The sequence below is a fragment of the Flavobacterium subsaxonicum WB 4.1-42 = DSM 21790 genome, from assembly GCF_000422725.1.
In the GTDB taxonomy this organism is placed as follows: Bacteria; Bacteroidota; Bacteroidia; order Flavobacteriales; family Flavobacteriaceae; genus Flavobacterium; species Flavobacterium subsaxonicum.
The window spans coordinates 1,073,985-1,088,198 of the sequence record NZ_KE383909.1; the positions used below are offsets into that span (position 1 = coordinate 1,073,985).

General features: G+C 43.5%; 8 protein-coding genes. 1 reads left to right on the forward strand and 7 read right to left on the reverse strand.

Annotated features, from left to right (window positions below):
- Nucleotides 1-5: 5 nt before the first annotated feature.
- Nucleotides 6-179, reverse strand: coding sequence for a cbb3-type cytochrome oxidase assembly protein CcoS (gene ccoS / locus G509_RS0115255; protein WP_026992335.1), 174 nt, complete (start codon nucleotides 177-179; stop codon nucleotides 6-8).
- A 203-nt stretch (nucleotides 180-382) separates the two neighbouring features.
- Nucleotides 383-2,752 carry a heavy metal translocating P-type ATPase gene (locus G509_RS0115260; protein ID WP_026992336.1) on the reverse strand — a complete coding sequence of 790 codons (2,370 nt, stop codon included), beginning with the start codon at nucleotides 2,750-2,752 and terminating at the stop codon, nucleotides 383-385.
- Nucleotides 2,753-2,859: 107 nt separating this feature from the next.
- Here G509_RS0115260 and G509_RS0115265 point away from each other — a divergent pair, with 107 nt between their 5' ends.
- On the forward strand, nucleotides 2,860-3,540 hold the full coding sequence (locus tag G509_RS0115265) for a Crp/Fnr family transcriptional regulator (RefSeq protein WP_026992337.1): 681 nt from the start codon (nucleotides 2,860-2,862) through the stop codon (nucleotides 3,538-3,540).
- Nucleotides 3,541-3,783: 243 nt separating this feature from the next.
- Here the strand turns inward: G509_RS0115265 and G509_RS0115270 are convergent, their stop codons facing one another.
- The 5 genes from G509_RS0115270 to G509_RS0115290 all read right to left on the reverse strand — a co-directional run bounded on the left by G509_RS0115270 (nucleotide 3,784) and on the right by G509_RS0115290 (nucleotide 14,161).
- Nucleotides 3,784-5,541, reverse strand: coding sequence for a family 43 glycosylhydrolase (locus G509_RS0115270; RefSeq protein ID WP_026992338.1), 1,758 nt, complete (start codon nucleotides 5,539-5,541; stop codon nucleotides 3,784-3,786).
- A gap of 213 nt (nucleotides 5,542-5,754) precedes the next feature.
- Nucleotides 5,755-7,998, reverse strand: a complete 2,244-nt coding sequence (locus tag G509_RS0115275) for a glycoside hydrolase family 3 N-terminal domain-containing protein (protein ID WP_026992339.1) — start codon at nucleotides 7,996-7,998, stop codon at nucleotides 5,755-5,757.
- A gap of 190 nt (nucleotides 7,999-8,188) precedes the next feature.
- Nucleotides 8,189-9,562: a glucoamylase family protein gene (locus G509_RS0115280; protein WP_026992340.1), complete on the reverse strand. Its 1,374-nt coding sequence runs from the start codon at nucleotides 9,560-9,562 to the stop codon at nucleotides 8,189-8,191.
- A 70-nt stretch (nucleotides 9,563-9,632) separates the two neighbouring features.
- Entirely contained in the window at nucleotides 9,633-11,054 is a 1,422-nt protein-coding gene (locus tag G509_RS0115285) for a RagB/SusD family nutrient uptake outer membrane protein (RefSeq protein WP_026992341.1), read from the reverse strand.
- A gap of 11 nt (nucleotides 11,055-11,065) precedes the next feature.
- Entirely contained in the window at nucleotides 11,066-14,161 is a 3,096-nt protein-coding gene (locus G509_RS0115290; RefSeq protein ID WP_026992342.1) for a SusC/RagA family TonB-linked outer membrane protein, read from the reverse strand.
- Between the last annotated feature and the right edge of the window lie 53 nt (nucleotides 14,162-14,214).

Genomic DNA, 14,214 nt, shown 5'->3' on the forward strand with positions numbered 1-14,214 from the left:
AATAATCAGTCCTTGTTAGTTTTGTTGTCGTTTGGTTTGGTTTCATCATCAAAAAGCATCCGTACCGATGGTGTGTAGTCATCGTCAAACTGCCCTTGTTTTACGGCTTTTATAAAGGCATACAAAAACAGCAGTGCCACTATAATGCTTATGGTTATTAGTAAATAGATTACGCTCATACGTCTTAATTTTATGTTAACAAAGTTACTTTTGAGGGATGGGATAAAACATGATATTTGTCATGCCTTGTGATGTTTTTAAGGTGTTTTCGGCGTTCCTGCAAGGTCTTTAAGACCTTGTAGGTATATATTACAGGTTGCTATTTTAAACCTACAAGGTTTTAGAAACCTTGCAGGTTGGTAAGACGCAAGGCATTGTGTGGCTACCTGCGCCGTGCAAAATAATTACTCATTAGCGTTACAAAACTTACAATGGTTATGGTGCTAAGCGGCATAATAATGGCAGCGGTAAGGGGCTGTAGCTTTCCGGTAACGGCAAAAGACAATCCTACCACATTGTAGAGCAGCGAGAGTGTAAAACTCAGCTTTATGGTAGTTATAGTATTTTTAGAAAATTTAAGGAACCACCCCAGTTTTTTAAACTGCGAGGCATCTAAAATACCATCGCACGCGGGCGAAAATACATTTACATTCTCAGATATCGATATACCTACATTGCTCTGCGCCAGTGCACCGGCATCGTTAAGGCCATCGCCCACCATCATTACGTTTTTGCCCTGCTGTTGCAACTGCTCTATATAAGCCAGTTTTTGTTCCGGCTTTTGATTGAATATCAGCTCTGTGCCCTTTGGCAGCAGGCTTTGTAGTATTTCGCGCTCGCCCTCGTTATCGCCCGATAGTATCTTGAGTTCATACCCTTTGCCTAATTGGGCAAACAACTCGCCAAGGCCATCGCGGTACTGGTTATCAAACACATATTTGCCCTGGTAATTTCGGTTAATGGAAATATGTACATTGGTTTGTAGTACGGTATCAGGCTCTTCGCCTACAAAGGCCGCCGACCCTATTCGTATATAAAAACCGTCGATTGTGCCCTGTATACCTTTGCCGGTAACTTCTTTAAAATCGTCTACGGGCAATAGCTGCGATGCTGGTAAAAATTCGTACAGCCTCCTGCTAAGTGGGTGGTTAGACCCCCGCAGCAGCGATTTTATAAAGGCACGCTCCTTATTATCGATATACTCGCCCTGATAGGTAATCTCTGATTTTTTATTGGTAGTAATGGTGCCCGTTTTATCAAAAACAATGGTATCTACCTTTGCCATTTGCTCTATAACCGTGGCGTTTTTAAGGTACAGCTTTCTATTGCCCATAATGCGCAGCACATTGCCAACGGTAAAAGGCGCGCTTAATGCCAGTGCACACGGGCAGGCCACAATTAGCACGGCAGTAAACACATTAAAGGCGGTGGTGGTATCTATAAATATCCAGATGCTAAACGACACTACAGCTATTAACAACAGCACCGGCGTAAAATAGCGGCTAATGGTATCGGTAAGGGTTTTGTAGGTACGGTTGTCTTTTTTGGCAAACACTTCGTTACTCCACAATTGGGTAAGGTAGCTTTGCGATACCGAACTTAACACCTGCATTTCTACCACCGGGCCCATTTGCCTGCCGCCGGCATAAATTTTGTCGCCGCTTTTTTTGGTAATTGGCTCGGCTTCGCCGGTTACAAAACTGTAATCTATGCTGGTGGTATCGCTCATTAATATACCGTCTACCGGAATAAGCTCGCTGTTGCGGATAAGCAGCCTGTCGCCCATTACAACATCATAAACCGGAATGGCGATTTCCTGTCCACCTACAATTTTAGTGACTGCTATGGGGAAATAGGACTTAAAATCGCGTTCGAACGATAAAAAGTTATACGTTTTTTGCTGAAACAGCCTGCCCAGCAGCATAAAAAATACCAGTCCCGCAAGGCTATCGAAAAATCCCGACCCGTACCCAAAAACAATGTCTACCGTACTGCGGACGAACATTACCACCAAACCCAACGCTATGGGAATATCTATATTAAGCATGCCCGCCCTGATGCTTTTAAATGCCGACACATAATACCCGCTTGCTGCGTAGATAAAAGATGGCAGCGCCAGTGCAAATATCAGCCATCGGAAAAAACCACGGTAATTGTCCAGCCAGTACTCTTCTACCTCAAAATATTCGGGGAAGGATAACAGCATGATGTTGCCAAAGCAAAAAAAGGCTACCCCAAGCTTGTAAATTAAAGAGCGGTCTACGTTTTTTTTCTGGCTGTCGTAATTATCAAGGCTTATGTATGGCTCGTAGCCAATGGAGTTAAGCAGGTATACTATCTGCGTAAGCGATACTACCTGTGGATTAAATAGTATACGGGCCTTTTTTTCGTGAAAGTTTACCTGAGAGCTGCTTATACCGGGGCAAAGCCGGTGCAGGTTTTCGAGTATCCAGATGCAGGAACTGCAATGGATATGCGGAATGTAGAGTGATATAATGTGGGTGTGCTCTTCTTTAAAGTCCAGCAGGCGGTTTACAATAGCCTCGTTCTCTAAAAAATCGTACTTGCCCTTAATGTCCTGCGGAGTGGCGCCGGGCGCTTTCTCAAAGTTGTAATAATCGGTAAGGCCGTTTAGGCTAAAAATCTCGTACACGGTTTTGCAGCCGTTGCAACAAAACGATTTTTGTTCAAAAACTATCTCCTCTTTTTTTTCGATTATCAACCCGCAGTGAAAACAATTGTGCGTGTTCATACTATGCTCATTTTACCTGATGCAAAGTTGTTGCAACAACAAGCAATAAAATATGATATTTGTCATACAACTTCAGTAAATTTGCACAACCAATAGGGTAAGTAGTTATGAGTAAGTGCGAACAATGTATAGTAAGGGAGTTTAGCTCGTTAAAGGCGCTAAACAAAGAAGAGCTGCTTAAAATTGCCGACTGCAAATCATCTTACACTATTAAAAAAGGCGAACCCATTTTTACCGAAGGCGAAAATGTAAACGGCATTTTTTGTATTAAAGACGGGGTTTGCAAGCTTACTAAACTTAGCGCTAACGGTAACGACCAGATTGTTAAGCTAATATCTAAAGGCGAATTACTGGGCCAGCGCTCTATGATTAGCGATGAGCCGGTTAACCTTAGCGCCGTAGCATTAGAAGATATGGAGGTATGCTTTATACCCAAAACAGAGATTATGGGGCTGTTTAACCAAAACAACCAATTTTCTATGAATATGATGCGCGCCATTTGCGGCGACCTTAAAGAGGCCGATGAGCATTTGGTTACTATGGCGCAAAAATCAGTAAAACAACGCCTGGCCGAAACGCTGGTTTATTTGCAGGATACGTTTGGCATAAACCCAGATAACAGCCTTAAGGTTAAACTTTCGCGCGAGGAGCTGGCCGGAATGGTGGGCACCGCAACCGAAAGCTGCATAAGGCTATTATCTGAATTTAATAAACTGGGGGTTATAGAACTATCTGGTAAAAAAATAACCATAACCAATAAGGCGCAACTGCTTAAGGCCGCAAATTAATTGTTTTATTAACTGATTCCCTAACGGGAAAACTTACTCACGCACGATTTTATTTTCTACCGAAATATAATCCCTACGGGATATATCTGTATTGCTTTTGCCTATAATGTAAATATCAGACATCACATCTGATATATTTATTACATCATATAGCCGGTTACTTTGCCGCAAGCAATCAATTTCGGTAGCAATAACTATTTCCTGTATGGAATTTATATTATATCTAAAACTCTAACTACAAACCTATTCTGATTTTTTAATGTCAGATGCCGGGCCTATACCGTTGGCATTAAAGGCTTCTATCTTAAAGTAATAAGCATCGGTCCTGTCCAGGCCATTAAAATAATATTCGTTTTTGCCGTACACCATTATCGAGCCGTACATTTTGTTAGGATCTTTACCAAAGTAAATAACATAACCGTCGGCCTGCGGCTCCTGCTGCCACTTGAACCAAACGTTGCGGCGCTCGCCTTTTTTGCGGGGTTCGGCACGCAGGGGTACAAAGTTTTGTACTGCCGCAGGTTTAACCCCTGCCCCCTTGCCAAATACCCTTAAACCGCTTATGGCAAATTTACCCGTTGGCATTTGCAGGTTTTCCAGCTTTAGGTAGCGCGCATTTGCAGGCTTTGCAAGCTCTATGTAATCGTGCGGTACATCTTTAGTATTCTTGCTTTTATCTACCAAAACCGACCATTTTTTGCCATCGTTAGACTGATAAATAATGTATTTATGCCCCGTAGTGGTTTCGGGTTTACCCATAATATCAGCATCCTGGTCGGCGTAATTAATCTGGATGGCATTAATGGTACTTACCTCGCCAAGGTCGGATATTAAATACTCGCCCTTATTGCCTGTTTTGGCACTCCAATAGGTTTTAATATCTTCATCGGTACTGTAATTGGCCTGAAACCCGCCTAATGTAGACGATACCTGCACCGGCTTGTTGTAGTTAAGCAGCATCCACCCCGAAAATGAAGCAAGCCCCGTATGGCCTTTACCTGCCGCCGGAAGGAAGGTAGGATAATCGCCATAGGCGGTATTAGAATACATAACGCCATCGGCATCAAAACCGGCAGGCCAGATGCCCAGACGCCTTTCAAAATTATTTTTGGTAGAAATTACAATGGTAGATACATGCCAGTAGGCATTATTAACATCCTGATAGGTAGCCCCATGCCCTGCCCCTCTTGCAAAGCCGCCCGGCTTGTACGAAAATGGGTTGAACGACTGGTACTCAAACGGGCCCAACGGGTTGCTGCTGGTGTACACGCCATCGGCATAGCCGCTAAACTCGGTGCCCGGTGCGCCATATTGCAGGTAGTATTTGTTGTTGTGCTTTGTTACAAAAGCCCCCTCTGTAAAGGGTTGCATAAACGTATTATCGTTATGCTCGCCAAAGCGTTCCCAGCCGTGCTCATCGTCGTTTAATGCCAGCACGGGAATTACCTCGCCTTCCGGCTGAAACGTCTTCCTGTTCAGCTTAACGCCATACAATGGGTACAGGTTGCTGGAACCGTAGTACAGGTACACTTCGTCTTTTTCTTTATCCCAAAATATGGAAGGGTCCCACGCACCGGCCTCAAATTTATGCACCAGCTCTTTCCAGTTGTCGCCATTGGGCTTGGTGCTCATCCAGATAGGGAATTCTTTGGTATGTGTAGAGCCCAGAACCAAAAGCGTATCATTTACAAACGATACCGATGGCGCGCACAATTCATCGTACACTTTATGCTCCGGCCTTAAAAATTTACGCGGAATAAATTTCCAGTCTACCATATCGGTACTGTGCCAATAACCCCATTGGTTGGTGCTAAACAGGTAGTATTCGCCTTTAAAAAAAGTAATAACCGGGTCGGCCGTAGCGCGGTGCTTGCCATGTGTTACAAAATTGGGTATGGGGCAATAGCCGTAATCTATATTTATAGGGTTACAGTAGGTTTTTTGCTGGCTATACCCTTGTGCAACAAGTAGTAATAATAGAAGGATGAGGATTTTTTTCATGATAATTTTATTATTTGAATCCGGAAATGGAAAAATTGATTCCTTACGGGAAATTAGCCTGGGGCTGTATCTTTCTCTACCTAAATTAAATCGCTACGCGATACTGTGCCTACTAATTCAACTTAATTGATACTGAAATCAATAAACCTAATCATATTATATTAAAATAGCTGCCCATTACAGGCAGCTATTTTCCAAAATTAACAAAGTAAATTAATTAACGAGAACAAATTTTTCAGTCAGTTCAGCATTAGAGCTACCCCCTACAAATACCTCAAAGTCGCCCGGTTCAGCGGCAAACTTCATATCAAGAGTATAAAATTTAAGGTCGGTGGCAGTAATATCAAACGTTACGGTTTTCTTTTCGCCTTTTTTAAGCAGTATCTTATTAAAGCCTTTAAGCTCCCTAACCGGTCTTGTAACAGATCCTACCACATCTTTAATATACAGCTGTACTACCTCTTCGCCATCATAATTACCGGTGTTGGCAACATCTACACTTACTTTAACAGTGCCGTTGGCATTTAAGGTTTTAGATGATATTTTAAGGTTAGAATAGTCGAATTTAGTATAGCTTAAGCCGTAACCAAATGCAAATAGCGGACTGTTATCTGAATCGGTGTATCGCGATTTATATTTTTGTTCGGCATCTTTAGCACCAAGGTACGGCCTGCCTGTGTTTTTGTGGTTATAGTAAATTGGCACCTGCCCTACGCTGCGCGGAAACGTCATTGGCAGTTTACCGCCTGGGTTGTTTACGCCATACAGGGTTTGTGCAATGGCATCGCCACCCATAGTACCCGGAAACCATGCCTCAAGAATGGCATCCATGTTTTCGTTTTCCCAGTTAAGGGTAAGCGGGCGGCCGTTAAGCAGCACCAAAACAACGGGTTTGCCCAATTTTTTAAGCTCGGCCAAAAACTCTTTTTGTATGCCCGGCAGGTTAATATCGGTTTGCGATGCAGCCTCACCCGTCTGGTTTTCGAACTCGCCCATTACGGCAACAATAACATCGGCATTGCGGGCATTATCCAGCGCTGCCTTCATAAGATCCTTTTTAGTGTCTTTAATCTCAACACCTTTAGCAAAGCTTACCTTGCTTTTATCGGTAATTAGTTTTTTAACGCCTTCCTCTACACTTACAGCATAGCCGGTACGGTCGCCTACGGCAGCCCATGAGCCTATAATGTTGGCCTCATCGCTAACAAGCGGACCCACAAACGCTACTTTTTGCTCTTTGCGCAATGGCAGCACGCTGTTGTTATTTTTAAGCAGCACCATCGATTTGTTGGCTACTTTTAGGGCAGCATCCAGGTGCTCTTTTCTATAGATGGTTGACGCTTCGCGCTTTTCATCGTTGTAACGGTACGGGTCTTCAAAAAGGCCCAGGTCGTATTTAGCTTCCAGTATCCTGCGGCAGGCATCGTTAATCTGCTCTTCGGTAACCTTACCCTCTGCCAACGATTTTTTTGTATGTTTTAAAAACACGCCGCCTACCATGTCCATGTCTACACCTGCGGTAAGGGCAAGCTCGCCGGCATGGGCATCGTCTTTAGCATAGCCGTGCGGCACCATTTCGTTAATACCGGTATAATCGGTAACCACAAAGCCTTTAAAATCCCATTCGCCTTTAAGGATGCCGTTTACCAAAAATTTATTGCCTGTAGAGGGTACGCCTGCAATTTCGTTAAACGATGTCATAAACGTAGCCACACCCGCATCTACAGTAGCTTTAAATGGCGGCAGGTAGGTTTCGCGCAATACGCGCTCGCTCATATCAACCGTGTTGTAATCACGGCCGGCCTCGGCAGCACCATAAGCAGCAAAGTGCTTGGTACAGGCAAGTATGGTGTTAATATCGTACAGGTTATCGCCCTGAAAGCCTTTTACACGGGCAAAGGCCATTTTAGAACCCAGATAGGTATCTTCTCCGGCACCTTCAGACACACGGCCCCAGCGCGGGTCGCGGCTAATATCTACCATTGGCGCAAACGTCCAGTGCACGCCCGATGCAGCAGCCTCGGCCGCAGCCACCTGAGACGATAGCTTAGCAGCCTCAAGGTCCCAAGAAGCGGTTTCGCCAAGCGTTATAGGAAAAATGGTTTTGTAACCGTGAATAACATCATAACCAAAAAGCAACGGAATTTTTAACCTCGAATTTTTAAGGTTAAGCTCCTGTATCTCGCGGGTATACTTAACGTTAGTAGCATTAAGTATAGACCCTACATTGCCTTTTTTTATTTCTGCCACAAAATTATCGCCACTCTTGGGTCCGGTAATGGTCCCATCGGCAGTGTATTGCACCAACTGGGCAATTTTTTCGTCGATGGTCATCTTACCCATAAGTTCTGTTACAAACTCGTTGCGGGGCTTAATTTTTTTGCTGGTCTTGGCTTTTTGCGCATGCGCCGAAAGCGAAAAGGCTAATAATAAAAGTAAGGCTTTGTTTAATTTCATAGTACTATTTTTATTGATGATTTTGTATGCTTTTGCAACCTGTTTAGATTGCCGAATATACCAACTGGTATATTTTATATTTTTGGTTAACTAAGCCCAAAATTATATACCGATAGGTATATTATAGCGGCTTTTTGACCGATGATCGAACTAATTTACACCAGCAATTTGCCTGCATTTACTTGCGAAACTAAAACGCATGTTGTGAAGAATGATACCCTAATTTGAGTAAACCCTGTTGCACTTCGGGTGCCTGCATAAACAGGTTCCAGAGCATGCCGGTACGGTAATTTTCTATCATGGGTGCAATGGTGCCCTGGTCTATAGCCAGGTAACGCGGTGTAACCCAGTTATAATGAACGCTAAAGGCATCATAAGGGCCCGCTACGCCAATAATCCTTGATTTCCAGGTGATATCTTCGTAAAAAAAGCGCAGTGCCTTCATAGATTCTTCCGGAGTGTAAGGAAAAGACGATAAAGCGGCCGTTGGCGATATCACGCCGGTATCATTAGTAGGCGAATGTGCCGTGTAACCCGTTGAACCATCGGGGTTTCGGGTGTAGCTGGCAGTAAGCCCCCAACAGGCATCGCTATAGCCATTGAATTTTTTAGGATTGTCTACACTATAGGCGTGCATTATCTTAGCATGGTTTTGGGTAAGCGTCCAATAGTTGGCATACGCATCTGATAAACCTCTAGGGTCCAGACCCATATACGAGTAATGCGACCAGAACATTGGCCCTACATTGCCTGTAGCTCCGTTGTAATTAAATACAACCGGCAAATTGTACATGCTGCCGCCGTTGGTTATGCCGCCGCTCCTGGCCCAACCTTGCTTATACGCCTCTGCACCAATAGTATGCGTTGGCGATGCTGCCGCCATTACATAGGTAATAAGGCATTCGTTATAGCCCTCTAACTTAAAATTCATATCCCAACCATAGTTAGGCGACCAGTGCCAGTATAAAGCGTTCTCGCCACCCTTGGTGTACCAGTTCCATTCTACGCCTTTCCACAGGTTATCAGCCTGTTGGGCAAGCGCCTGCTCTTCGGCCGACCCATTTTTAAAGTACTCGCGGATGCAGATAAGGCTTTGGCAGATAAAAGACGTTTCTACAAGGTCTCCCCCGTTATCCTTTGTGCCAAAGGGTATTACGTTGCCGGTATTGCCGTCCATCCAATGGGGCCATGCACCGTGAAACCTTTGCGCATTTTGCAAAAAGTTAAGCGATGTTTGTAAACGTGCAACTGCTTGGCCACGAGGCACAAAACCACGCTCTATGCCTACTAAAATGGTCATAAGACCAAAACCCGAACCACCTGTGGTTACTACATTGGCCTCCAGCGCAGGATCATCGGTATGATACCTTTCCCTTGCCAGTTTGGAGTTGGTTTCGGCATAGTCCCAAAAATACTTAAGTGCATCTTTTTCAGCCAGATCCAGCAACTCATCGTTGCTTAGCGCAGCCGGCTGTTGAGGCGCAGCAGCATCCTGAGATGGTGTAGCATCTGAACCGCATTGCAGTAAAAGCGCCAGTGGCAGTGCAAGTAATATTTTGTACATTGATTTGATTTTTAGCATCATATAAAAAATTCTTTCCCCTTGCGGGGAAAGAATAGCTTGTGTTTTATTATTAGTACCCCGGGTTTTGTGTCATTTCCGGAGTTTGAATTAACTGGTTGTAAGGTATCGGGAAAAGCTCTTGTGTGCCCACAATAAAGGTTTTACCGGCAGCGGCCATTGCAGCCTGTGCCTGCCCTGTTCTAACAAGGTCGAACCAACGGTCGTGCTCAAAGGCCAGTTCCAGCCTTCTTTCTTTCCAGATAAGGTTTCTAAGATCTGTACCGCCACCTGTGGCAGCCGGTAGGTTAACCCTTTCCCTTACAAGGTTTAAAGAAGCAAGAGCCGTAGCATCGTTACCCAAAGCGTTAGCAGCTTCAGCCTGAATAAGATAAATCTCTGCCAGCCTAAGCACGCGGATGTTTTTATCGCCATCGCCTGCACCAGCATTGGCGCTTGAGTAGGCTTTTTCGTTATACATTGGGTTCTCTACAGAGGCGCTAACCTCTCGGCCATCCCAAAGGGTTTCGCCTGCAAATATTATGGTAGCATCTCTCCTAACTACATCGCCCTCTGCATTATAAGCATCTAACAGGTTTTGAGATGGTGTGTTAAAGCCCCAACCCCATCCGCTGGTACCACGGGCGCCTTGTGTTTCAGAATATTGTTGTACACCATGTGCTACAACCTCGCCACGTGCCTGAACCTCAAAAATTGACTCAGTTCCGTTTTCGCTCGATGCCCTCCACAGCACTGCGTAATCTGACTCTAAGCCATACTGGCCCGATGAGATTACTGTAGTAGCCATATCATAGCTTTGCTGCCATTTTTGCTCGTACATGTATACTTTAGCAAGCAATGCCTGAGCTGCGCCTTTGGTAGCACGGCCAAGATTAGCACTTGTATAATCGCTTTTTAAAGGTAATTTATCTATGGCATCTAATAAATCGGCCTCAATGTAAGCATAAACATCAGCTTTAGGGGCACGCTCTACAAGGCTAATGTGCTGTAATGGCACATCGCCAAAACCTCTTACAAGGTAAAAGTAGTTGAATGCCCTTAAAAATTTAGCTTCGCCAATAAGGCGGTTTTTATAAGCTTCATCGGTAATACCGTAACCTTCGGTATATTCTATGGCATTGGTGGCACGGCCAATAGCCTTGTACCAGTTGGTCCACATGGCACCAAAAGAACCAGAGCTGCTGGTAAAAACCAAATCGTCGAGCTCTTTTTTATCGCCCCCCGTATCAGACGGCGAACTGCCTTTATCGGCATTATCAGATAGCATTTCGGTAATACCAAGGTAAGAGAAAGCATAATCCCACTCGGTAAGCATACCATAAATACCATTTACATATTGCTCCGGGGTAATAATACCCTGATCTTCAACATCTATGTATTGCCTTGAATCTACTTCAAGAAAATCTTCGCTACAGCCTGCCAGTATAGCCGCACCAAAAAACAGGCATATTATTTTTTTATATTGTTTTTTCATAACTTTTTATATTAAAGGTCTACAGTAACACCAAACAAGAATGTTTTTACATTAGGATAAGCCGCAAGCTCTATACCCGATACACCGCCTGCTGTTACGCTACCATCGGCATTAGGAGTATTAAGCTCTGGGGTAAACCCTGTGTATTTAGTAAATAAGAACGGGTTCATGGCAGTTGCATAAATTCTTATTTGAGGTATCTCTTTAATGATATCCCTAAAAGTATAACCAACGGTTATGTTGTTGATCCTGAAATAATCTGCTTTTTCAAGATAGTAGGTAGATGCAATTGCATCTCTGTTAGCACCCGGTTTGGTGTTAGATGTTCCGGGCCCCGTCCAACGGCCGTTAAACATATCGGCAGCAAAATTCTCTCCACCGTTAATACGTGTACCTTTTAAACCGTTGTAAATTTTGTTACCTCCTGCACCGTAACCATCGGCAGAAAAATCAAAGTTTTTGTATGTAAACCCAATGTTAAGGCCATAATTAAACTTAGGCATAGAGTTACCGTAAAAACTCTTATCGGCATCGTCTATCTTACCATCGCCATTTTGGTCTTTGTATTTTAACTGGCCCGGTTGTGCTGTTGCAAGGTGGGCATTGTTATCAATTTCTTCCTGAGTTTGCCAAACCCCCTCGGCTTCATACATCCACCATGAATAAATTGGCTGACCATTTTGCAATCTTTTAGTTATCTGGCCATTACCAAGGCTACCACCAATGTTACCATCATAAGCCTGTTTTACATTAGTTACACTATTTTTATTTTGTGTAAGTGTACCGCCAATAAAGTAATTAAAGTCTTCGCCAATTTTATCCTTCCAGTTCAGGCCTATTTCAAATCCTTCATTTTTAATCTCGGCTCCATGATCATAATAATTGTCAATGTTAGGTGAGTTTAAAAGTGGGGTTACCAGTAAAATTGCATTGGTAGTGCGCCTGTTGTAATAATCTACGCTACCACCTAACCTTCTGTCCAGAAATTCGAAATCCAATCCGGCGTTTACCTCTTTGGTTACTTCCCAACTTAAGGGTTGTGCAGGAGAACCTAAGTAAGCACCCTGTACTAATTGCTGATCAGGACCAAGAACATAGTTGTAGTTACCACTATCTCCGCCAGTGTAAATTTGCGTTTGGTTAAAAGGAACATCGGCATTACCAAGTTCGCCATAACCGGCACGTATTTTTAAGAAATCAAGGCCTTTAACGTCGCTTAAAAAGTTTTCTTTAGTTAAAACCCAACCTGCAGAGAACGATGGGAATGTACCCCAGTATTTCTCGCTGTTTTTAAAGTTACTGTTACCATCTCTCCTTACGTTGGCAGTAAAAAAGTATTTTTCGTCGAAATTATACTGTAAACGACCAAAATAAGACAGAATTTGAGTTGGAGTACTGTAAAAGCCCGTTGCACTAAACATAGAAGCCTCTTTTAGATTCCAGTATTGTTTTTGTACAGGTACATTGTATCCTGTAGTGGTTTGTGTATAATTATCGTTCCTTCTGTCTTTAGTTATACCTGCAATTACAGTAATGTCGTGCTTGTCTACCTGTTTGTTGAAGGTTAAGAACGTATCCCAGTTGTAACGGAAAGATTCATCATTGGTATAAGCAAGAGAGTTATTTGCATACTCTGTAGATGTTTCGTTTTGAGCCTGAAGATCGTCAAAAGCAGCAGAGGTTCTTGTTGGGTCGGCGGTTAGCCAACGGCCCCTTATGTCGTTAAAATTTCTTGTTTTACCGTACGATTTATTAAGACCAACCCTTGAGTTAACTTTTAACCAGTCGGTTAAGCGCAATTCTGCATCAAACATACCCTGTAAAGCAGTGGTGTTAGTTTCCTGGTTGGTGTAGTAAACACTTGCCAATGGGTTACCTGTAGAGTTTAAACGCCCAATGTTTTCGCCTGCTGCACCTGTGTAACCTATAACACCTGTAGTAGTGTTGTAAAAGTTTTGGCCAAAGGCACCATTAGGATAGTATGTTGGGGCAATTGGTGCCTGCCTGTAAGCTTCATCAAAAGCACTAAACGGTTTAGGCGTACTTTTAGTAAACGCCATACTACCACTTTGCGTAATTTTTAACCTGTTGTCAAAAAATTTGAATGTATTGTTCATACGTATGGTGTTCCTGTTTAGGCCCTGGCCTGCAAGTATACCATCCTCAGTATAATTGTTGTAGCTAAAATAATACTGTGCAACATCGCCACCTCCAGAAAGGGCTATGTTATTTTGTTGTGTACTACCAATGCGCGAAACGGCATCGAACCAATCGGTATTATAAGGCTGGTTAGCCGATAAAAACCCGGTTGTGTTGCCTTGCGCAGCATTGTTTTCGTTATAATAAGTAATGTACTGGCTTGCATTAGCCATTTTTACCTGGTTAAGGATCGATTTGGTTGCGTAAGACGAACTTAACTGAATGTTCATTTTACCGGCCTTACCTTTTTTAGTAGTAATTAAAACTACACCGTTAGCTGCACTCGAACCGTAAATAGCGGCAGACGAGGCATCTTTTAAAACGTCCATTGTTTCGATATCAGACGGGTTGATGTTTTTAATATCTGTGGTTACAATACCATCAACTACATACAGTGGCTGTGTACCTGCCGATGCTGTACCTAAACCCCTGATTCTTACCGTAGGAGCTGCGCCAGGCGCATCGTTATTAATAATTTGCACACCCGCTACTTTACCTTGTATAGACTGCATAGCATTAAATGCAGGCTGTTTGGTAAACTGGTCTGCCTTTACTGTACCAATCGCACCTGTAAGGTTAGATCTTTTTTGGGTACCGTAGCCCACTACCACAACTTCTTCCAATGTTGTAGAGGCGCTTTCCTGCAGTACAACTTTCATTGGCCCTGCTGTTGCCGGAACCGATAGTTTGTCGAACCCAAGCATCGAAAATGTAAGCATTTCTCCCTCGGCTGCCTGTATGGTAAAATTACCATCAATGTCGGCAGTCGTGTTGGTTTTAGAACCATCGGCAGTAATGTAAACATCGGGCACGGGTAGCCCTGTTGCATCCAGCACCTGCCCTGTAATTTGTTGCGCGTAGCTTGCACCACACAACAGCAACAAACATCCAAGAATAATGTTTTTCATATAAAAATGATATTTAAAGGTTAGTGAAGCAAAACTACAACACGATAACGTTA

Coding starts and splice junctions, on each gene's coding strand:
- ccoS (WP_026992335.1), bottom strand. CDS start 179: ATGAGCGTAATCTATTTACTAATAACCATAAGCATTATAGTGGCACTG.
- G509_RS0115260 (WP_026992336.1), bottom strand. CDS start 2,752: ATGAACACGCACAATTGTTTTCACTGCGGGTTGATAATCGAAAAAAAA.
- G509_RS0115265 (WP_026992337.1), top strand. CDS start 2,860: ATGAGTAAGTGCGAACAATGTATAGTAAGGGAGTTTAGCTCGTTAAAG.
- G509_RS0115270 (WP_026992338.1), bottom strand. CDS start 5,541: ATGAAAAAAATCCTCATCCTTCTATTATTACTACTTGTTGCACAAGGG.
- G509_RS0115275 (WP_026992339.1), bottom strand. CDS start 7,998: ATGAAATTAAACAAAGCCTTACTTTTATTATTAGCCTTTTCGCTTTCG.
- G509_RS0115280 (WP_026992340.1), bottom strand. CDS start 9,562: ATGTACAAAATATTACTTGCACTGCCACTGGCGCTTTTACTGCAATGC.
- G509_RS0115285 (WP_026992341.1), bottom strand. CDS start 11,054: ATGAAAAAACAATATAAAAAAATAATATGCCTGTTTTTTGGTGCGGCT.
- G509_RS0115290 (WP_026992342.1), bottom strand. CDS start 14,161: ATGAAAAACATTATTCTTGGATGTTTGTTGCTGTTGTGTGGTGCAAGC.